Below are 19,963 nucleotides of genomic sequence, written 5' to 3' on the forward strand. Positions count from 1 at the left end.
GACACATCGCTGTTACCGACCGAGATCCCCTAACGATAGCGCCCAACCTGCTCTTTGGCCGGGTTGAGGGGGTTGCGGACCCGCCACCACGTGTTACGTCCTGCGCGTGGGCCACAATGTTCGGCGTGCGCAAACTGCTGATCGGCCTCGGCGCGGCGGTCGTTTCGGTCATCCTCGGAGCCGTCGGCGTCGACTTCGGCGCGGCCATCAGCGCCGAATACCGGCTCTCTCAGACCGTCCGCACCGCCGCACGGCTGAGCTGGGACCCGTCGGTGGCCATCCTCGGCTTTCCCTTCATCCCCCAGGCTGCGCAGGGACACTACGACGAGGTGGAGATCCGCGCCCACGACGTCGAGCACCCGGAGGTCGGCAAGGCGGCGCTGGAAGCCACGCTGCACTCCGTCGATGTCACCCAGTCCGGCTGGCTGATCAACCCCGGCGCCCGATTGCCGGTCGGCAAGGTGGAGAGCCGCATCATCATCGACTCCGCCCACCTCGGCCGGTACATGGGCATCAAGGACCTGATGGTCGAAGCCCCGCCGGTGGAGACCAACGACGCCACCGGCGGCACCACCGAGTCGGGCATCTCCGGCAGCGAGGGCCTGGTGTTCACCGGGACCCCCGACGCCGCCGATTTCACCGAACGGGTCAGTGTCGCGGTGGACCTGTCGATCACCGGCAGCGATCAGACCACCCTCGAGTTCATCCCCACCGGGATCCTCACCGGACCCGGCACCGCCGACGAAGAGGTGCCAGAAGACAAAGTGGCCGCGGTGCTGGCAGCCTTCGAGGCCACCCTGCCGAACCAGAAGCTGCCTTTCGGGGTGGCCCCTACTGCCCAGGGCGCGCGCGGATCGGACATCATCATCGAAGGCATCGCCGAGGGACTAACGATCACCCCGGAGGAGTTCAACCAGAGGTGACCCCCGGGATGTACACCGCTGTTGCACTCGTGCTGGCCCTGGGTGTGGCCACCGTGGTGGGCTTGCTGCTCAACCGTCGATCGGGCGCTGTGCGTCCCACCAGCGACGACGTCGCCGAAGTGGATGTCAGCGACCTCGGCCTTTCCCGTACCGGCCCCACGATCGTGCACTTCAGCGCAGTCTGGTGCGGGCCGTGCGCGGGGGTCAGGAAAGTGGTCAACCAGGTGTGCGCCGACAGCCCGGGTACGGCGCACGTAGAGATCGACATGGACGCCGATCCGGCCGCGGCCAGGCGGCTGTCGGTGCTGTCGCTGCCCACGACGTTCATCTTCGACGCGCAGGGTAAGCAGCGCTACCGCCTCTCCGGAGTGCCCAAGGCCGCTGACCTGCGCTCCGCCCTTGCATCGCTATTGGCCTGACCAGGGTGTCATTGGGTATGGTGTGCGTCGTGTCAACCCGACTCGAGCTCGTGCTCACCAAGCGCCGCGCAGTGGACCTGTGCCGCGTTGCGGGTTGTTGCTGTTGTTGTTGTAGCTGCTGAACAGCCGCGCTCTACCGCGCCGCCTTCGGAGCAGACCTGTCCGGACTGCCTCCAGCCAGCCTTCCGACACAACAGATCTCACGCATGAGGAGCACTCTCCAGTGGCACCCGATCTCGAACAGGCCTATATCGACTCGGTCGATGTGCGCGGCCCTCGCTTCGTCGCTTGGGTGACCACCGGCGTCCTGATCGCCACATTGGCGCTCTCGGTGGTCAGCTCGAGCGTGGCGGCTGTGGTGCTGGGACTGCAGGCACTGGTTTTCGCCGTCGGTGCAGGGCGCGGCCCGAAGCAGCATCCCTACGGTCGCGTCTTCGCCGCGGTCGTCGCTCCCCGGCTGGGTCCGGTATCCGAGAAAGAACCGGTGCCGCCGCTGAAGTTCGCCCAACTCGTGGGTTTCGCCTTCGCAGTCCTCGGCACCGTCGGCTTCGCCTTCGGCTCCCCACTGCTGGGCACCATCGCGACGGCGTTCGCGCTGTTCGCAGCCTTTCTCAACGCAGCCTTCGGCATTTGCCTCGGTTGCCAGATCTACCCGCTTGTCGCGCGCCTGCGCACCCCCGTAATCAACTGAAGCGAGAGGAACCACTCCATGGCACGCTCCGACGTCCTGGTCTCCGTTGACTGGGCCGAGAGCAATCTCGATGCACCGAACATCGTCTTCGTCGAGGTCGACGAGGACACCAGCGCGTACGACGGTGGTCACATCACCGGCGCCGTCAAGCTCGACTGGAAAACCGATCTGCAGGACCCGGTCCGTCGTGATTTCGTCGACGCCCAGCAGTTCTCCAAGCTGCTCTCCGAGCGCGGCATCGCCAACGACGACACCGTGGTGCTCTACGGAGGCAACAACAACTGGTTCGCCGCCTACGCCTACTGGTACTTCAAGCTCTACGGCCATGAGAACGTCAAGTTGATCGACGGCGGCCGCAAGAAGTGGGAGCTCGACGGACGCACGTTGTCCAGTGAGGCCGTGAGCCGTCCCCAGACCAGCTACTCGGCCAAGGATCCCGACCTCAGCATCCGCGCATTCCGCGACGAGGTCATCGCGTCGATCGGCACCAAGAACCTCGTCGACGTCCGCTCCCCTGACGAGTTCTCCGGCAAGATCCTGGCACCGGCTCACCTGCCGCAGGAGCAGAGCCAGCGTCCCGGGCACGTCCCGTCCGCCATCAACGTTCCGTGGAGCAAGGCCGCCAACGAGGACGGCACCTTCAAGTCCGACGAGGAACTGGCCAAGCTGTACGGCGACGCCGGCTTGGACGGCGAGAAGGAGATCATCGCCTACTGCCGGATCGGTGAGCGTTCGTCGCACACCTGGTTCGTGCTGCGGGAGATCCTGGGACATCAGAACGTCAAGAACTATGACGGCAGTTGGTGCGAATACGGTTCCCTCGTGGGGGCCCCGATCGAGTTGGGAAGTTAAGAACATGTGCTCAGCCCCTAAGCAAGGCCTGACCCTGCCCTCCAGCGTCGACCTCGAGAAGGAGACGGTGATCACCGGACGGGTCGTCGACGGCAGCGGCCAGACCGTTGGCGGCGCCTTCGTCCGCCTGCTGGACTCCTCTGACGAGTTCACCGCAGAGGTCGTCGCCTCGGCCACCGGTGACTTCCGGTTCTTCGCGGCCCCCGGTACCTGGCGGGTGCGGGCGCTGTCCAAGGCCGGTAACGGCGACGTGGTCGTGGTGCCGGACGGCGCCGGGATCACCGAAGTCGACGTCAAGGTCGCTTAAAACTCCTCCCCGCGGGCGTGCGTGATGATCACGTCGAAATGTGTGCAATCACGCACGCTCGCGCGAGGGCCCGAGGGCGTCACAGCCCAGAGAAGGAACTAGACTCGACGCCGTGGTGCTGTTCTTCGAACTCCTGCTCGTCGCGGCCGTTGTCGTGATCACCTGGTTCGCCCTGTACGCGCTGTACCGGCTTGTCACCGACGAGTCGTGACTGACGCTGAATCGCAAGCAGGTCCAGGCGACCGTGCGGTAGCCGCCGCGGCAGAGCGTGCCAAAGAGACCGCGGTGCGCAACATCCCCGCGTTCGGCGATCTGCCGCTGCCCCCGGATACCGCCAATCTGCGCGAGGGTGCGGACCTCAATGATGCTCTGCTTGCGCTGTTGCCGTTGGTCGGAGTCTGGCGCGGTGAGGGTGAGGGCCGCGGTGCGCAGGGCGACTACCGGTTCGGCCAGCAGATCGTGGTCTCCCATGATGGTGGCGACTATCTGATCTGGGAAGCGCGCTCCTGGCGCCTGGATGACGACGGCGCCTACCATTCCGTCGGACTGCGTGAGACCGGTTTCTGGCGGTTCGTCAACGACCCGGCCGATCCGAACGAGACCCAGGCCATCGAACTGCTCCTGGCCCATTCGGCGGGCTACGTCGAGTTGTTCTACGGTCATCCGCGCAACCAGGCCTCATGGGAGCTGGTGACCGATGCCCTGGCCCGCAGCAAGTCCGGGATGCTGGTCGGCGGCGCCAAGCGGCTCTACGGCATTGTCGAGGGCGGCGATCTTGCCTATGTCGAAGAGCGCGTGGACGCCGACGGTGGCCTGGTCCCGCATCTGTCGGCCCGGCTGTCCCGGTTCGTGGGCTGACAAACCCTTGCCCGTGTTTCGCGCTGCGGCATATGCGCTTGCGGTGACGACAGTGCTGACGGCCTGTGGGTCGACGCCGCCCGAGCCGCAATCCCCCACCGTCGAGCCGTCGACCGAACACGGGTCGTTCGCGCAATGCCTGGCCGAGCACGGCATCGAGCAGCCACCCGGACCTGCACTGGGCCCCGCTCCCGGCCCCGCGGCGCCACCACCGGATGTCGATCCGGCCGCATGGGAGCAGGCCATGGCCGCCTGTTCCGAGCTGGCTCCGGGACCGGGTCCCTAACCGAGCAAGGGCGGCACCGCGCCGTCGGCCAGCCAGCGCGCCTCGAGCACTGCCAATGCGCCTGAGTCCCGCAGTTCGTCGACGGCCTGCGATACACACGGGGTGAGGCGGCTGAACTTGTCGAGCATGATGCCGAACTGCTCCACCTGCTCGACGTCTGAGGGCAGGCGCCCGACCACCAGCCCGTCCTCGAGTTCGTCCTGCACCGCCATGGCGGTGGGGAGATCCAGTACAAGCGCGTCGATCTGACCGGATCGCAAGGCCATCTTCGCCTCGACGTTGGTGTTGTACACCGCGATTGGTGTGCTGCCACCCACCGCGCTCGCCGCGGCGGCGCTGGTGGTGCCCGCCTGCGCACCGAGCTTCACCGTCCGCAGATCGGCCAGGGTGGTGGCGGACGCGGCAGCAGAGGTCGCCACGGTGACCACAGCCTGCGCCACGTCGTAGTACGGCGAGGAGAAGTCGACGAGTTCGCGCCGCTGGTCGGTGATGGAGAACTCGGAGAGATTGGCGTCGAAGGACTTCGGGCCCGCAGCCATCGCGGTGTTGAAAGGCACCCGCACCCACCGCACCTCGTCGGCGGTGTAGCCGAGTTTGTCGGCAACAGCGTATGCCACTGCGGATTCGAACCCGTCACCGTTGGACGGGTCGTCGCCGATGTACCACGGCGGATAGGCCGGCTGGTCCGTGGCCATGGTGAAGATTCCAGCGTAAAGCGTTGGCAGAGCAGACTTTTCACACTTGAGCGGTGGCACGCTCGGCGTCGGGGCGGCCGAACAACCGGTCAGCGCAGCGATCAGCACCGCCAGCACCGGGAATCGCATACCGACATTGTTGCTCTCAGTCGCGTCCCACGCCGCCCAGCCGGGCAAGAAACTGCCTGGTACGGGCTTCCTTCGGTGCGTCAAGCACCTGCTGCGGCGGACCGGATTCCAGGATGCGCCCACCGTCGAGGAAACACACCACGTCGGCGACTCGTCGCGCGAAACCCATCTCGTGGGTCGCCATCACGATGGTGCGACCCGAGGCGGCCAGTTCCGAGAGGAGCTCGAGTACCTCGGCCACCAGTTCAGGGTCCAGGGCACTGGTGACCTCGTCGAGCAACAGGACCCGCGGGTCATAGGCCAGCGCCCGCGCAATCGCCACCCGCTGCTGCTGTCCGCCGGAGAGCCGGTCGGGGTAGGCGTCGGCGCGGTCGGCCAGCCCGACACGCGCCAGCAGCTCACGGCCCCGCTGCTCGGCGTCCCGGCGGTTGCGCCCGTGCACCACCCGCGGCGCCAGGGTGATGTTGTCCAGCACCGTCATGTGCGGAAACAAGTTGAACGACTGGAACACCATGGCCATGGACCGGCGTACCTCGTCGGCGTTGATGCGCGGGTCACTGATGTCGCGGCCGTCGAGGAAGATCTGCCCGTCGTCGATCTCGTCGAGCAGGTCGATGCACCGCAGCAGAGTCGACTTTCCCGAGCCCGATGCACCGATGAGCACCACCACCTGATGCTCGGCGACGTCCAGGTCGATCCCGTCGAGCACGGCGCGGTCGCCGTAACTCTTGGCGACACCGCGCAGGCTCAGCACCGGGTCGCTCACAGAGCCCCCTGCCGCAGCGCGGCCCGCCTGGTCGCCCAGTCCGCCAACCGCGCCGACGGCACCGCCAGCGCGACGAACAGCAGACCCGCCACCACATACGGCGTGAAGTTGTACGACGTGGCCACCTGGATCTGTGCGGCGCGCACCGCGTCGACAGCCCCGAGTACAGAGATCAGGCCGCAGTCCTTCTGCAGTGCGACGAAGTCGTTCAGCAGTGCCGGGGTGACCCGCCTGGCAGCCTGCGGTAGCACCACCAGTCGCATGGTCCGGCGGTAATTCAGGCCCAGCGAGCGGGCCGCGGCCAGCTGCGACGGGTGTACCGAGTCGATGCCCGCCCGAAAGACCTCGGCCACCAGCGCGGAGTAGACGAGCACCAGAGCAAGGCCACCGAGCAGCACGGGGTTGTTCGGGATGCCCTCCAGCCGCAACCCGGGCAGGCCGAAGCCGATCAGGTAGAGCACGATCAGCAATGGCAGACCGCGGAACAGGTCGATGTAGCCGATGACGGCTGCGCGAACGGGGAACCACACCGGCCCGTGCAGAGTGCGCAGTACCGCCAACAGCAGACCGAACGCCAGGATCAGGATCTCGCAGACCACCAGAACCCGGACGTTGAGCCAGAGCCCGTCCAGCACTGCGGGCAGGCTGTCCCAGCCGATCCGCAGGTCGAAGAACGAGTCGCGGACCCGGGGCCATCCGGGCGAGGCCGTCACGCCCACGGCGACGACGGCGGCGAAAACCAGCGTCGAGGCCAGTGCCATCAGCGTCGAGCGCCGCGCCCTCGACCGGTGGTACGCGCGGCGCTGTTCGGCCAGCGCGGTCACGTCAGTACGGGAGCATTACCGGCTTCGTCGAGCCACGTCTGCTGCAACTCGGCGAGGGTACCGTCCGAACGCAGTTCGTCGACGGCTGACGAGACACACGCCGTCAGCGGGCTGCCCTTGTCCAGGACTATGCCGAACTGTTCCGGGGTGTCTGTCTCGGTGGGCAGCTGGCCGACGATGACACCGCCGTCGAGTTCGGCCTGGACCGCAAAGGCCGTCGGTAGATCCAGGACCACCGCGTCGATCTGGCCGCTGGTCAGTGCGGCTTTGGCGTCCTCGTTGTTGTTGTAGACGCTGATCGGCTGGGCGGGCGCCAGCGCCTCTGCGGCGGTGTAGCTGGTGGTGCCCACCTGGGCGCCGAGTTTGAGCGCCTTGAGTGCGTTGAGGTCCTTGACCGCGGCCGCCGGTGACGACGCCACCGTGACGACGGCCTGCGTGACGTCGTAGTAGGGCGTCGAGAAGTCGACGGCCTGCTTTCGCTCCTCGGTGATGGAGAATTCCGACAGATTGGCGTCGAAGGTCTTGGCGCCCGGCGCGATCGCCGCGTTGAAGGGCACCCGGACCCAGGTCACCTCCTCGGGGGTGAAGCCGAGTTTGTCGGCGACGGCGTAGGCCACCGCGGACTCGAACCCCTTACCGCTGGCCGGGTCGTCGTCGACGAACCAGGGTGGGTAGGCGGGCTGGTCGGTACCGAAGGTCAGGGTCCCGGCGCTGAGCGTCTGCAGGGAATCCTTGGCGCAGCTGTCGCCTCCGGTACTGGTGGTGGGTGCTGCTGCTTCCTCGGCCGGCGCGCAGCCGGCCAGGATCGTCACGACCACCGGCAGCCAGGTTTTTCGCATCGCCGCATCATCGCTCACCGTGCTTCGGTGCGCCACCAATCCGCGCACCGGTGATCGATATTCAGGGGCCGAGGCGGGAGAAAAAAATGGGCGGCCCCGAGCCGTGGATCCTGGTTGGACAAACCAAGGGCTCGGGGCCGGGTGGCTGCTCGGAATTCGCCAGCGCTCGCAGGTGAATCCTCAGCCTGGTGCTGCTAGCTAGCAGCCACCTCACATGTCCATAAGTCACTCAAAATCTCGGACCACCTCCCTTCTTGTGTACCGACGAACGTACTCGCGTATTCAAGGACCGACAACCGATTTAGCGGTCAGCGATCGCAGACGATCGCCGAGTCCACCAAGCCGGCCACGTCGGCCTCGGGCGACGGCGGCGCCAACTGCCGGCCGTCGAGGGTGTGCACCCTGGCCGCTAGCGTGATCGCCGAGATGAGCCAAACACCTTGGGCAGCAAAGAGATCCGCTGGTCGCAGCGCTCGGTAGTCGCAGTCGTAGCCCTTGGCCCGGGCCACCTCGAACAGCGCCTGCTGTGTGGTGCCACGCAGGATCGGATACCACGGCGGCGGCGTCAGCAGACAGGTCCGCCCGTCGGCGCCGTCGACACTGTCGGTGGCGATCACCACTGTCGAGCGTGGGCCTTCGAGGATGAAGCCGTCAGAGCTGACGAACACCACGTCGTCGGCGCCGGAGTCGGCGGCGTGGCGCAGGGCCGCCATGTTCAGCGCGTACGACAGCGTCTTCGCTCCGGCCAACAGCCATGGCATCGAGTCCGCCGCCGACGGCAGCCCCCGGTCCAGACACAACGCCGACACCCCGTCACGACGGGCTGTGGCGATACGAGCCGGCAGCGGGTTCACGCTCACGTAGGCCGTCGGCGGCGAGCCACCTTCCCGGCCCCGGCTGTAGACCAGCCGCAGCGCCGCCTCGTCATCACTGTCGGCCGCCCAGCACCCGGCCGCCGCGTCGATGGCAGCCCGCCACGCCGCCAGATCCGGTTTCGGCAGCTGTAGGGATTTCGCCGAGGCCTCCAACCGACGGAGATGCGACTCGACCAGACAGGCGCGGCCGTCGCGGACCAGCAGCGTCTCGAACACACCGTCGCCGCGGACTGCCGCCAGGTCGTCGGCGTACAGCAGCGGAGCCTGCGGGTCGCACACCGTTCCGTCAAGAGTCACCAGCACAGCCATGGGGCCCAAGCCTAATCCGGGTGGGAACCGGGAATAACCGGCGTCGATGCACCGTAGAGTTGAAATGTGTCTGCCGTGCCCGCTCCCGAAACCGGTCCCGACGCCGGAGCCGTCTGGCATTTCGGCGACCCCTTGGGTGAGCAGCGCGCCGGCGCCGCGGTGGTCGACCGCTCGCACCGCGCGGTCCTGACGCTGGCCGGCGGCGAGAGGTTGACGTGGCTGCACAGCATTTCCAGCCAGCACGTCAGCGCCCTGGCCGACGGTGCCACCGTCGAGAACCTGAGCCTCGACGGCCAGGGCCGGGTGGAGGACCACTGGATTCAGACCGATCTCGGCGGCGTCACGTACCTCGACACCGAGCCGTGGCGCGGCCAGCCGCTGCTGGACTTCCTGCGCAAGATGATCTTCTGGGCCGACGTGAAGGTCGAACCGGCAGACCTGGCGGTGCTGACGGTTTTCGGTCCGGATGTGACGGCCGCCACCCTTGGGATCGATGCGCTGCCAGGGCCGACGGCGCTGCCCCTCTCCGATGGCGGCCTGGTGCGCCGGAGGGGTGCCGACGAGTTCGACCTGCTGGTGCCCCGTACGCAACTGAGTTCACGGCTCGAGGCCCTGGAGCGGGCAGGTGTGCGACAGGTTGGTGTCTGGGCCTACGAGGCGCGCCGGGTGGTGGCGCTGCGGCCCCGTCTCGGCGTGGACACCGACGAGCGCACCATTCCGCACGAGGTCCGCTGGATCGGCGGCCCCGGCGAGGGCGCGGTACACCTCGACAAGGGCTGCTATCGCGGTCAGGAGACGGTCGCTCGGGTGCACAACCTGGGCAAGCCACCGCGGATGCTGGTGCTGTTGCACCTCGACGGCTCCGCCGACCGGCCCGCCACCGGGGATCCGGTGCTGGCCGGTGGCCGCGCGGTCGGTCGTTTGGGCACGGTGGTGGACCACGTAGATCTCGGCCCGGTGGCGCTCGCGCTGGTCAAGCGCGGGCTGCCGGTGGACACCGAACTGATCACGGGTGGCGATGTGCAGGTGGCCGCCGTGATCGACCTCGACTCACTGCCTCCCGCCGATGTCGTCGGGGCTGGCCGGGCAGCCATCGATCGGCTGCGTGGCCTGGCGTGACGTCCCTCGACACTCACCGCCGACGGGCCTGCCAGCGCAGCCGGTCGGGGCACGGTAAAGTGAACGCAGGACAATAAACACACAGATCGGAGCCGCTCACATTGTTGGGCCGCTCCGTTATTGCGCGAGGGGGTTCCCCCATGGGCCGCGGCCGGGCAAAGGCAAAGCAGACCAAGGTTGCTCGAGAGTTGAAGTACAGCTCTCCGCAGACCGACTTCGAAAGGCTCCGCAAGGAGCTGTCGGGGCCGGAGGCGGACGACGCCAACGACGTCGATGACGGCGTACTGGATGACCGCTGGAGTGACGAAGACGCCTGGCGGCGCTGAGTTCCCCCTCGGCAAGGTGTGAGCCCCGCGCCCCTCAGAAGCGCGGGTGCTGCCCACTCAGAGTGGCGCGAGGTCCATCCTTCGCACCTTTGCCGATGGTCCCCAACGTCCAGCAGTTCAGATGCCTTGCGGTCAAGATGGCCAACGCGCGATCGGTGTCCTCCGGCGCGACCACGGCCACCATACCGACGCCCATGTTGAACGTCTTTTCCATCTCCACACGCTCGATCCGCCCACGCTGGGCGATCAGGCCGAAGATGGGTGCAGGTGTCCACGTGCCGCGGTCGAGTTCGGCGACCAGTCCGTGCGGGATCACCCGCTCCAGGTTGCCGGCCAAACCGCCACCGGTGACGTGACAGAACGTCCGTACCTGCGTCTCGGCCGCGAGCGCGAGGCAGTCCTTGGCGTAGATCTGGGTAGGTTCCAGCAGCTCTTCGCCGAGCGTCCGGCCGAACTCCTCGACGTGGCCTGACAGGCTCATCCGGTCGATCTCCAGCAGCACCTTGCGGGCCAGTGAGTATCCGTTGGAATGCAGACCTGAGGAACCCATCGCGATCACCACGTCGCCCGGGCGCACCCGGTCGGGGCCCAGCACGTTGTCGGCTTCCACCACGCCGACACCCGTGGCCGACAGGTCGTAGTGGTCGGGGGCCATCAGGCCGGGGTGCTCAGCGGTCTCACCGCCCAGCAGCGCACAGCCGGCCTGGACACAGCCTTCGGCGATGCCGGCCACGATGGACTGCACCTTTTCGGGGTCCACCTGGCCGATGGCGATGTAGTCCTGCAGGAACAGCGGCTCGGCGCCGCACACCACCAGGTCGTCGACCACCATGGCCACGAGGTCGAGGCCCACGGTGTCGTGCTTGTCCATGGCTTGGGCGACGGCGAGCTTGGTGCCCACACCATCGGTCGAAGCCGCCAGCAGCGGTTCCCGGTAATCGCCGCGGAGGGCGAAGAGTCCGGCGAAGCCGCCGAGGCCACCACGTACCTCGGGCCGAGTCGCCTTCTTCGCCCAGGGCTTGAAGAGTTCGACGGCCCGGTCCCCGGCCTCGATATCGACTCCGGCCGATGCGTAAGAGATACCTTGTTCTTCAGCGCGATCGGTCATCGTGCCTCAATCTACCGGTCCCGGGCCCAAGCCGGTATCGGCCGGGGGTCTCGGCGCTTGTTTCATCAGCGGTGTTCGCGGCTACGCACAGGAGTGGATTCAGCTCAGGTGCAGTGTCTGGTAACAGGTTCCACCGGCTATATCGGTGGTCGGTTGATCCCAGATCTGCTGGCCCGCGGCCACAAGGTCCGCGCCATGGCCCGCACCACGAAGAAGCTCGACAACGTACCGTGGCGTTCCGACGTCGAGGTGGTCACCGGTGACCTCACCGACCCCGACTCGTTGAAAAGCGCGTTCACCGCTGTCGACGTGGTGTTCTACCTGGCGCATTCGATGGGCACCTCCGACGATTTTGTCGAGGAGGAGCGCCGCGCGGCCACCAACGTGGTCGAGGCGGCCCGGGCGGCGGGGGTCCGACGGCTGGTCTACCTCAGTGGGTTGCACCCCGGTGATACCGAGCTGTCCCGCCACCTCCAGTCCCGCACCGCGGTGGGTGACATTCTGCTGGAATCCGGTATCGAAACCGTCGTACTGCAGGCCGGGGTGGTCATCGGTTCGGGCTCGGCCTCGTTCGAGATGATCCGTCACCTGACCGAGCTGTTGCCGGTGATGACCACACCGAAGTGGGTGCACAACCGGATCCAGCCGATCGCGGTGCGTGATGTGCTGCACTACCTGGCCGAGGCGGCGACGGCCCCGGTGCCGCGATCGCGAACCTGGGACATCGGCGGTCCGGATGTGCTCGAGTATGGGGAGATGATGCAGGTCTACGCCGACGTGGCGGGCCTGCGCCGTCGCGGCATCGTCGTTCTGCCCTTCCTGACGCCGACGATCGCAAGTTGGTGGGTGGGTCTGGTGACGCCGATTCCGCCCGGTCTGGCGCAGCCGCTGGTGGAGTCTCTGCATTGTGACGCGGTGGCCGACGAGCACGACATCGATGCCGTCATCGCGGCCCCGGGCGACGGGCTACTGCCCTATCGGGAATCGGTGCAGCGTGCCCTCGAGTACAGCGAGCAACGCGGCTGCGAGCCGTCCTGGTCGCCGGACAGTCCGGCGGCACCGCGGCCCAGTGATCCGGACTGGGCGGGCGACCTGGTGCTGCGCGACAGCGTGTCGGGAACGACGGGTCGCAGTCCCGACGCCACCTGGCGGGCTCTGACCCATCGCGGACACCGCTGGCAGGCGCAGTCACAGGTTCAGGGCGCATCCGCCCGGTTGGTGGACCGCGGGCGGCTGCCCGGGGTGCTCACCCTCACCGTGGAGGTCAGCCCGCGCACCGACGGCCAGACCGATTTCACCCAGACGGCGACGTTCGCCCCACGGGGTCTTCCGGGACGGCTCTACGCCGTCACCGTGTGGCAATTACGCCGGAAGCTGTTGCGTCGCAACCTCGACAGCTGAGGCCGGGTCAGGGGCGACGCAGCGCGGAGGCGTTGTCGTTGTCCTGCTGCACCACTCCGGCGCGGGCAGCGTTCGACAGCATGTGCTCGATGACGTTCTTGCCGAGTGCGGTCTCGCTGGGCAGCTCGATCGGGTAGTTGCCGTCGAAGCAGGCCGCGCACAACCGGGACGCGGGCTGCTCGGTGGCGCTGATCATGCCGTCGATGGAGATGTAACCCAGGGTGTCCGCACCGATCGCGTGCCGGACGGCTTCGAGCATCTCACCGCCGCCGTCGTTGGCAGCGTTGGCGATCAGTTCTGCCGGGGAGGCGAAGTCGATGCCGTAGAAGCAGGGCCATTTGACCGGCGGTGAGGCGATCCGGACATGTACCTCGACGGCGCCGGCCTCGCGCAGCATCCGGATCAGCGCGCGCTGGGTGTTGCCGCGCACGATCGAGTCGTCCACAACCACCAGCCGCTTGCCGCGGATCATGTCCCGCAGCGGATTCAGCTTGAGCCGGATGCCCTGCTGGCGGATGGTCTGCGACGGCTGGATGAACGTGCGACCCACGTAGGCGTTCTTCATCAGGCCCTGGCCGAACGGGATACCCGACTCTTGGGCGTACCCGACGGCCGCCGGCGTGCCGGACTCCGGCACTCCGATTACGAGGTCGCCGTCGACGGGCTGTTCACGAGCCAACCGGCGGCCGATGTCGACCCGGGTGGAGTGCACCGACCGGCCACCGATGGTGCTGTCGGGACGAGCCAGGTAGACGTACTCGAACACACACCCTTTGGGGGTGGGGTTGGCGAAGCGGGTGGACCGAACCCCGTCGGCGTCGATGGCCAGCAGCTCACCGGGTTCGATGTCGCGGACGAAGGAGGCGCCCACGATGTCGAGCGCGGCGGTCTCGGAGGCCACCACCCAGCCGCGGTCCAGCCGACCCAGTGACAGGGGGCGCACCCCGTGCGGATCACGGGCGGCATAGAGCGTGTTCTCGTCCATGAAGGTCAGACAGAAGGCGCCGCGGACGGTGGGCAGCAGCTCCAGGGCGGCCTGCTCCAGGCTGGAGTCGGCGGCGCCGTGCGCGAGCAGCGCTCCCAGGATGTCGGAGTCGGTGGTGGCGGCAGTTTCGCCGCGGTTGCTCATCAGGCCTTCGTCGCGGGCACGAGCGGCCAGCTCAGCGGTGTTGACCAGGTTGCCGTTGTGGCCAAGCGCCACCCCGGTACCCGCGGCGGTGTTGCGGAACACCGGTTGGGCGTTTTCCCAGGTGGTGGACCCGGTTGTGGAGTAGCGGCAGTGCCCGACGGCGACGTGGCCGGGCATCGCGGCCAGGGTCTGCTCGTCGAAGACCTGGCTGACCAGCCCGAGATCTTTGAACACCAACACCTGCGAGCCGTCGGCGACGGCGATACCGGCAGCTTCCTGACCGCGGTGCTGCAGGGCGTACAGGCCGTAGTAGGTGAGCTTGGCGACTTCTTCGCCAGGAGCCCAGACGCCGAATACGCCGCATTCTTCGGCGGGTGCGTTCTCGAGTTCGATCGGTTCAGCGGTCACGTGGGGGCTGCTCCTGGGAAGCGTTCGGGTGACGCGCCCAGTCTACGGTCTGATGCCGACGCATTCATACCGGTGACGAGGCGGTTAGCGTGTCGTCCAACGCCGCGCCGTGTTCGGCCATTCCGCGGTGACCAGCAACGTGCAGCAAAACAGCCGATTTCGGGCTGATGGTCGTGATCTCCGTCACTCGGCGCCCAGGGGTACCACCGGCAACCAGAGGTTGATCTCACCGGCCCGCGATCCCGACATCTGCACCCTTCCCCGGGCCACCGCGTCGGACAGAGTGAGCAGCCCGCAGGCCAGCAGCAGCCAGGTGCGGGGGTCGGTCTCCACCACGTTGGGTGGGGTGCCGCGGGTGTGACGGGGACCTTCGACGCACTGCACCGCGACGAACGGCGGTACCCGCACCTCCACCGAGGCGCCGGGCGCCGAGGCGGCCAGACTGCGCGCGGTGAGCCGCACCGCGTCGGCGAGAACCGAGCGTTCCGGCGCCGGGGCCGAGTCGTCTCGCAGCCAGGCTTCGGTGGCCAGGACGGCGGCGCGCGTCTTGGTGGGGTCGGCGGTGTTGCGAGCGGGCATGGCTCCAGTATTGACCTCAACTGTTGTTGAAGTCCTAGCGTGGGGTCATGGCCTTCAAACCGCACGAGATCGAGTACCTGAAGTCGGCCGACCTGGGCCGGCTCGCCACCATCCAGCCCGACGGCACTCTGCAGAACAGCCCCGTCGGGTTCACCTACAACGAGGAGCTCGAGACCATCGACGTCTCCGGTTACCGGATGTCACGCAGCCAGAAGTTCCGCAATCTGGCGACCAATGCCGTCGTGGCGTTCGTGGTGGACGACATCGCGTCACGTAACCCGTGGCGGGTCCGTTGCCTGGAGATACGCGGCACCGCTCAGCAAGCCGAAACTCAGAACACCGCAACAGAATCCAACGGTGATGGGCTGGACTCGGCGATCATCAGGATCACACCGCGCCGGATCATCAGCTTCGGCATCGACGACACCGAGACCGAGCCGCACCTGCTGACCACCGACAGCAGGGACGTCCCCACCACCGCGGACTAGCCAAGACGGCCGTCGTGGGCCTGCACCAGCAGAGCCGCGAGGGCCCCGGCCTCGTTGACGGCCAGGTGCGCCAGCGCCGGTGCCAGCAGGCTCCCGCTGCGCTCAGCCAGCATGGCGAACACCCAACCCGCCAGCCCGGTCACCAGCACCGTGCCCACCACCGGCTCCCCCGCCGCCCGCGCATCCGCAATGTGACTGAGCCCGAAAGCCATGGCCTGCAACAGTTTGCCCCGTCGCGTCCCGAAGCCTCGGGCTGCCAGGACGCCGAGCACCCCGCGGTAGGCCGCTTCCTCGGACCACACCGTGCCCAACGGAATCTCGACGGCCAGCCACCACCACGCCGGGGTGGGCAACTCACGCTCTCGCATCGCTTTTCGCACTTGCGGCAAAGCTGTGGTCGCCGCCACTCCCGCAGCCACCACAGCCGCTGCGGCCACACCGTGCGCCACCCCGGAGCGTGGCCGCGGTCTGGCCCCGGCCGCCAGGGCCAGACCCGTTCCCAGGCCGGCCTGGATCAGCGGGTGCCTGCGGCCGGGGATCTGCAGGCCGGCGGTCAAACTCCAACCCACGAGACCGGCCGCGAACGCAAGGGCGCGTCGTTGGTCACGGTTCATCGGCGCCGGCCGTCTCGTCCAAATCGGCGCGGATCCGCTCGGTGTCGGCCGGCGTCCACCCCGGCGGCGGAGCCACTGCCACCCAACCGTCGAGTACGGATTCGCCGTAGTTGTGGCCGTGCCCGCCGGGTACCGAGGAGGCGTTGGTCATGTCGGCGCTCACCTGCCAGAAGGTCACGATGGGATACCACCGCATGGATTCGGTTCGATCGCGGACCGGAGCTTCCCGGAGCCAATCCGGCCGGGAGAACAGCAGATCCGGCGACCACCACACGATCGGGTCGGAGGGATGTTGCAGGAACAGCACCCTGGTGCCCTCCCACGGCGCGGCGGTGTCGGCGACTATCTGGGCCGGATCATTGGCCGGTGAGAACCGGACCGTCCGTCCGTCGTCGTAGCGCGGATGCACTTCGGGGGTACCGGGATCGCGGCGCACCACCAGCGCCTTCCACAGCGGGCTGGCGTTGGGCGGACCCACCCACAGCACCGAATCGAATCCCATCCGGGAGATGTCCGGCAGGAAGCCGAACGCCGCCTGCCCGGCCATCGAACCGAGGCTCTCGCCGTAGAGCACCAGTTTCGGCCGCTGTTCCGCAGGCAGCCGCACCCAACGCTGGTGCACGGCGTCGATGAGCATGCGACCCGAGTCCATCGACGTTTCGCGGTCGCCCAGGAACGAGATCCAGCTGGGCAGATAGGAATATTGCAGCGCCACCATGGCGGTGTCGCCGTTGTACATCAGCTCCAGTGCCCTGGCGGCCACCGGATTCACCCAGCCGGTGCCGGTGGTCGGAACGATGACCAGCAGTTCACGCTCGAAGGCGCCGGTGCGTTCCAGTTCCGAGAGCAGTACCGCCATCCGCTGCTCGGCGGTCTCGGCGGTCTGCAGCCCCGCGTACACACGCACCGGTTCCAGCGCCGGCCGGCCGTTCACCCGTTCCAGTTCGGCGGCGTCGGGTCCACCGGCCACGAAGTTGCGGCCCTGGTAACCGAGGGTGTCCCACGCCGCGAAAGAGTCTGGGCTGCCGGATCTCTGGGGCGCCAGTGGCTGTTCCACACCGTCGCGGGTGGTGTAGTCCTGCGGCTGGAACACCCGGTTGGCGCCGGCCAGGAAACCCCGCAGCAGCACACCGTTGACCAAGGTGATCACCACCACCGCCACCACCGCGGTGCCGATGAACAGTGCCACCTCGTCGTTGACCCGCCAGCGTCGAATCAGAAAACGGGCCATCACCTTCACCGCGTCCAGCAGGATGCGTGCGACACCTACCAGGACGCCGCAGACCACCGCAGCCAACAGCACCGTCCGGTAGTAACCCGCCGTGGCCGGCCCCTCGATGCCCATCAGCGCGGAGACCTGGCGCTGCCAGGCCGCGGCGGGCACCACGATCAACAGGCAGGCGGCCACCGACCCGACCACCGTCGCGGCTTTCAACGCATACAGCACCCGCCTGGGCGGTGGCCACCACGTCCTGCGGCGAAGCACCAAGCGCCGAAACAGTTTTCCGACAAGCACACCCAGCCCGTAACCGATCGCGGCGTTGATGCCACCGATCAGTCCGGCGAACAGCCAGTCCCGCGGCAACAGCGACGGGGTGAGCGACAGGCAGAAGAACAGCGCACCCACCGCGGCACCGAAGAAATCCAGTCGCACCAGTCCCCAGGCCCACTCGAGCAGGGGATGGCGCTCCGGGATCATCGGGTCGCCGTCATCACAACGGCGTCATCCGAACAGGGCCGGCAGCACGCCTTCCCAGGTGCTGCGCAGTTCGGTCAGCGGAATGCTGAACTGGCCCTGGACCTCGACGCTGTCAGAACCCTGATCCACCACACCGATGCGGACAGCGGGCAGCTGGCGCGCCTCGCACATCGAGACGAAGCGACTCTCCTCGGTGCGCGGCACGGCGACCAACACCCGGCCGCTGGACTCGGAGAACAGCTGCACAAACGCATCCGAGCCTTCGGGAAGCAGGATGCGGCAACCGGTTTCGCCGGCCAGCGCCCCCTCGACCACGGCCTGCATCAGACCGCCTTCGGAGAGATCGTGCGCCGCCGAGATCAACCCGTCGCGCGATCCCGCTGCCAGCACCTCGGCCAGCAGCTTCTCGCGGGCCAGATCCACCTTGGGTGGCACGCCACCGAGGTGACCCGCGGTGACCTGCGCCCAGATGGAGCCGTCGAACTCGTCACGGGTGTCGCCCAGCAGGATCAGCGTCTCGCCCGGCTCGGTGCCGAAACCGGTGGGGATGCGGCGGGCCACGTCGTCGATGACGCCGAGCACGCCCACCACCGGCGTCGGCAGGATGGCCGTCGCCCCGGTCTGGTTGTAGAAGCTCACGTTGCCGCCGGTGACCGGAATACCAAGGGCCGCACAGCCATCGGCAAGACCGCGCACCGCCTGGGAGAACTGCCACATGACGCCCGGATCCTCGGGGAGCCGAAGTTGAGGCAGTTGGTGACGGCCACCGGCGCGGCGCCGGTGACGGCGACATTGCGGTACGCCTCGGCCAGTGCCAGCTGCGCCCCGGTGTAGGGGTCCAGCTGGGTGTAGCGGCCAGAAGCGTCGGTGGACAGCGCGATACCGCGGCCGGTCTCCTCGTCGATGCGCAGCACCCCGCCGTCGGCGTGCTCGGACAGCACGGTGTTGCCGCGCACGTAGCGGTCGTACTGCTCGGTGATGAACGCCCGACTGCACAGGTGGGGGCTGCCCAGCATGGCCAGCACGGTGGACCGCAGTTCGTCGCCGGTCTGCGGGCGGGGCAGCGCCGCGGTGGTGTCGGCGATCAGCGCGTCCTGGGTGTCGGGGCGCTGGACGGGACGCTGGTAGACCGGGCCCTCGTGGGCCACGGTGCGCGGCGGGACATCGACGACGGTCTCACCGTGCCAGGTGATGTGCAGCCGGTCGCCGTCGGTGACCTCGCCGATCACCGACGCCAGCACCTCCCACTTACGACAGATCGCCATGAACGCGTCCACGTTCTCGGGTGCGACGACGGCGCACATACGTTCCTGGGACTCGCTGGAGAGAATCTCGGCGGGGGTCATGTACTTGGCCCGCAGCGGCACCTTGTCCAACTCGATGGCCATGCCGCCGTCGCCGGCGGCGGCGAGTTCGGAAGTCGCGCAGGACAACCCGGCACCGCCGAGGTCCTGGATGCCGATCACCACACCGGCGGCGTACAGCTCGAGACAGCACTCGATGAGCACCTTCTCCATGAAGGGGTCGCCCACCTGCACGCTGGGGAGCTTCTTGCGGCCGGCACCGGACTCGTCACCGCCGAAGGTCTCCGATGCCAACACCGACACGCCGCCGATGCCGTCGAGGCCGGTACGGGCGCCGAACAGGATGATCTTGTTGCCGGCGCCGGAGGCGAACGCCAGATGCAGGTCCTCCTTGCGCAGCACGCCGACACACAGCGCGTTCACCAGGGGGTTGCCCGCGTAGGACTCGTCGAAGACGGTCTCGCCGCCGATGTTGGGCAGGCCCAGGGAGTTGCCGTAGCCGCCTACACCGCGGACCACGCCGTCGAGCACCCGGCGGGTGTCGGGGGCGTCGGCGGCGCCGAAGCGCAGCTGGTCCATCACCGCAACCGGGCGGGCGCCCATGGCCATGATGTCGCGCACGATGCCGCCGACGCCGGTGGCCGCGCCCTGGTAGGGCTCGACGTAGGACGGGTGGTTGTGCGACTCGACCTTGAAGGTGACGGCCCAGCCGTCACCGATGTCGACAACGCCGGCGTTCTCACCGATGCCGGCGAGCATGCCCGCACGCATCTCGTCGGTGGTGGTCTCGCCGAAGTAGCGCAGATGCACCTTCGACGACTTGTACGAGCAGTGTTCGCTCCACATCACCGAGTACATGGCCAGCTCGGCATCGGTGGGTCGGCGGCCGAGGATGTCTCGGATGCGCTCGTATTCATCGTCCTTGAGGCCCAACTCGCGGAAGGGCTGCGGCTGATCGGGGCTGGCGGCTGCCCGCTCCACCGTATCGAGGTCTTGGGTGAGCTCAGACGTCACC

The 19,963-nt window shown here is 67.8% G+C and carries 22 protein-coding genes and 1 pseudogene; 12 read left to right on the plus strand and 11 right to left on the minus strand.

Features of this window, described 5'->3' with window-relative positions; translation table 11 throughout:
- The first annotated feature begins 125 nt into the window (after positions 1 to 125).
- The 8 genes from lmeA to BVC93_RS08215 all read left to right on the plus strand — a co-directional run bounded on the left by lmeA (position 126) and on the right by BVC93_RS08215 (position 4,336).
- A complete protein-coding gene (gene lmeA, locus BVC93_RS08185) occupies positions 126 to 923 on the plus strand; it encodes a mannan chain length control protein LmeA (RefSeq protein ID WP_236950294.1) in 798 nt (265 codons plus the stop codon).
- Positions 920 to 1,342 carry a TlpA family protein disulfide reductase gene (locus BVC93_RS08190; RefSeq protein WP_083736735.1) on the plus strand — a complete coding sequence of 141 codons (423 nt, stop codon included), beginning with the start codon at positions 920 to 922 and terminating at the stop codon, positions 1,340 to 1,342. Before lmeA ends, BVC93_RS08190 begins: the two co-directional genes overlap by 4 nt.
- Positions 1,343 to 1,359: 17 nt before the next feature.
- Positions 1,360 to 1,464, plus strand: coding sequence for an Ms5788A family Cys-rich leader peptide (locus tag BVC93_RS34720; RefSeq protein ID WP_442929030.1), 105 nt, complete (start codon positions 1,360 to 1,362; stop codon positions 1,462 to 1,464).
- 101 nt (positions 1,465 to 1,565) lie between these two features.
- Complete coding sequence (locus BVC93_RS08195) at positions 1,566 to 2,033, plus strand: DUF4395 domain-containing protein (RefSeq protein ID WP_083736736.1); 468 nt, start codon at positions 1,566 to 1,568, stop codon at positions 2,031 to 2,033.
- A gap of 18 nt (positions 2,034 to 2,051) precedes the next feature.
- On the plus strand, positions 2,052 to 2,885 hold the full coding sequence (locus BVC93_RS08200; RefSeq protein WP_083736737.1) for a sulfurtransferase: 834 nt from the start codon (positions 2,052 to 2,054) through the stop codon (positions 2,883 to 2,885).
- A 4-nt stretch (positions 2,886 to 2,889) separates the two neighbouring features.
- Positions 2,890 to 3,192: a DUF1416 domain-containing protein gene (locus BVC93_RS08205; RefSeq protein WP_083736738.1), complete on the plus strand. Its 303-nt coding sequence runs from the start codon at positions 2,890 to 2,892 to the stop codon at positions 3,190 to 3,192.
- 207 nt (positions 3,193 to 3,399) lie between these two features.
- Positions 3,400 to 4,050: an FABP family protein gene (locus BVC93_RS08210; RefSeq protein WP_083736739.1), complete on the plus strand. Its 651-nt coding sequence runs from the start codon at positions 3,400 to 3,402 to the stop codon at positions 4,048 to 4,050.
- 43 nt (positions 4,051 to 4,093) lie between these two features.
- Positions 4,094 to 4,336 (plus strand): hypothetical protein, encoded by a 243-nt coding sequence (locus BVC93_RS08215; RefSeq protein WP_335583123.1) that lies wholly within the window; start codon positions 4,094 to 4,096, stop codon positions 4,334 to 4,336.
- Here the strand turns inward: BVC93_RS08215 and BVC93_RS08220 are convergent.
- The 5 genes from BVC93_RS08220 to BVC93_RS08240 all read right to left on the minus strand — a co-directional run bounded on the left by BVC93_RS08220 (position 4,333) and on the right by BVC93_RS08240 (position 8,767).
- The gene (locus BVC93_RS08220; RefSeq protein ID WP_236950295.1) at positions 4,333 to 5,031 is read right to left on the minus strand and encodes a transporter substrate-binding domain-containing protein; all 699 of its coding nucleotides are present in this window, start codon (positions 5,029 to 5,031) and stop codon (positions 4,333 to 4,335) included. The genes BVC93_RS08215 and BVC93_RS08220 overlap by 4 nt on opposite strands.
- A 145-nt stretch (positions 5,032 to 5,176) precedes the next feature.
- Positions 5,177 to 5,926, minus strand: coding sequence for an amino acid ABC transporter ATP-binding protein (locus BVC93_RS08225; RefSeq protein WP_083736741.1), 750 nt, complete (start codon positions 5,924 to 5,926; stop codon positions 5,177 to 5,179).
- Entirely contained in the window at positions 5,923 to 6,750 is an 828-nt protein-coding gene (locus BVC93_RS08230; RefSeq protein WP_236950296.1) for an amino acid ABC transporter permease, read from the minus strand. Before BVC93_RS08230 ends, BVC93_RS08225 begins: the two co-directional genes overlap by 4 nt.
- Positions 6,747 to 7,589 (minus strand): ABC transporter substrate-binding protein, encoded by an 843-nt coding sequence (locus tag BVC93_RS08235; RefSeq protein ID WP_083740893.1) that lies wholly within the window; start codon positions 7,587 to 7,589, stop codon positions 6,747 to 6,749. The genes BVC93_RS08230 and BVC93_RS08235 overlap by 4 nt, the downstream gene beginning before the upstream one ends.
- Positions 7,590 to 7,897: 308 nt before the next feature.
- Complete coding sequence (locus tag BVC93_RS08240; RefSeq protein ID WP_236950423.1) at positions 7,898 to 8,767, minus strand: aminodeoxychorismate lyase; 870 nt, start codon at positions 8,765 to 8,767, stop codon at positions 7,898 to 7,900.
- Positions 8,768 to 8,839: 72 nt separating this feature from the next.
- Here BVC93_RS08240 and ygfZ point away from each other — a divergent pair, with 72 nt between their 5' ends.
- The gene (ygfZ, locus tag BVC93_RS08245; RefSeq protein WP_083736742.1) at positions 8,840 to 9,892 is read left to right on the plus strand and encodes a CAF17-like 4Fe-4S cluster assembly/insertion protein YgfZ; all 1,053 of its coding nucleotides are present in this window, start codon (positions 8,840 to 8,842) and stop codon (positions 9,890 to 9,892) included.
- Between the two features lie 140 nt (positions 9,893 to 10,032).
- On the plus strand, positions 10,033 to 10,218 hold the full coding sequence (locus BVC93_RS08250; RefSeq protein WP_083736743.1) for a DUF3073 domain-containing protein: 186 nt from the start codon (positions 10,033 to 10,035) through the stop codon (positions 10,216 to 10,218).
- Positions 10,219 to 10,252: 34 nt separating this feature from the next.
- Here BVC93_RS08250 and purM read toward each other — a convergent pair whose 3' ends face one another.
- Positions 10,253 to 11,326, minus strand: coding sequence for a phosphoribosylformylglycinamidine cyclo-ligase (gene purM / locus BVC93_RS08255; protein WP_083736744.1), 1,074 nt, complete (start codon positions 11,324 to 11,326; stop codon positions 10,253 to 10,255).
- A 93-nt stretch (positions 11,327 to 11,419) separates the two neighbouring features.
- Here purM and BVC93_RS08260 point away from each other — a divergent pair, with 93 nt between their 5' ends.
- A complete protein-coding gene (locus BVC93_RS08260) occupies positions 11,420 to 12,727 on the plus strand; it encodes an NAD(P)H-binding protein (protein WP_083736745.1) in 1,308 nt (435 codons plus the stop codon).
- A 7-nt stretch (positions 12,728 to 12,734) separates the two neighbouring features.
- On the opposite strand, the gene purF is transcribed toward BVC93_RS08260, so the two are convergent.
- Both purF and BVC93_RS08270 read right to left on the minus strand, forming a co-directional pair.
- A complete protein-coding gene (gene purF, locus BVC93_RS08265) occupies positions 12,735 to 14,264 on the minus strand; it encodes an amidophosphoribosyltransferase (RefSeq protein WP_083736746.1) in 1,530 nt (509 codons plus the stop codon).
- Between the two features lie 183 nt (positions 14,265 to 14,447).
- Positions 14,448 to 14,843 carry a sterol carrier family protein gene (locus BVC93_RS08270; protein ID WP_083736747.1) on the minus strand — a complete coding sequence of 132 codons (396 nt, stop codon included), beginning with the start codon at positions 14,841 to 14,843 and terminating at the stop codon, positions 14,448 to 14,450.
- A 47-nt stretch (positions 14,844 to 14,890) separates the two neighbouring features.
- Here BVC93_RS08270 and BVC93_RS08275 point away from each other — a divergent pair, with 47 nt between their 5' ends.
- Entirely contained in the window at positions 14,891 to 15,331 is a 441-nt protein-coding gene (locus tag BVC93_RS08275; RefSeq protein ID WP_083736748.1) for a PPOX class F420-dependent oxidoreductase, read from the plus strand.
- On the opposite strand, the gene BVC93_RS08280 is transcribed toward BVC93_RS08275, so the two are convergent.
- From BVC93_RS08280 to purL, 3 genes and pseudogenes are all read right to left on the minus strand, one after another.
- Positions 15,328 to 15,945, minus strand: coding sequence for an Rv0804 family intramembrane glutamic endopeptidase (locus BVC93_RS08280; protein WP_083736749.1), 618 nt, complete (start codon positions 15,943 to 15,945; stop codon positions 15,328 to 15,330). The genes BVC93_RS08275 and BVC93_RS08280 overlap by 4 nt on opposite strands.
- On the minus strand, positions 15,935 to 17,644 hold the full coding sequence (locus BVC93_RS08285) for an alpha/beta hydrolase (RefSeq protein ID WP_083736750.1): 1,710 nt from the start codon (positions 17,642 to 17,644) through the stop codon (positions 15,935 to 15,937). Before BVC93_RS08285 ends, BVC93_RS08280 begins: the two co-directional genes overlap by 11 nt.
- Before the next feature lie 24 nt (positions 17,645 to 17,668).
- Positions 17,669 to 19,962, minus strand: a pseudogene (purL, locus tag BVC93_RS08290) (phosphoribosylformylglycinamidine synthase subunit PurL).
- Between the last annotated feature and the right edge of the window lies 1 nt (position 19,963).

Origin of the sequence: Mycobacterium sp. MS1601 (genome assembly GCF_001984215.1) — a bacterium.
In the GTDB taxonomy this organism is placed as follows: domain Bacteria; phylum Actinomycetota; class Actinomycetes; order Mycobacteriales; family Mycobacteriaceae; genus Mycobacterium.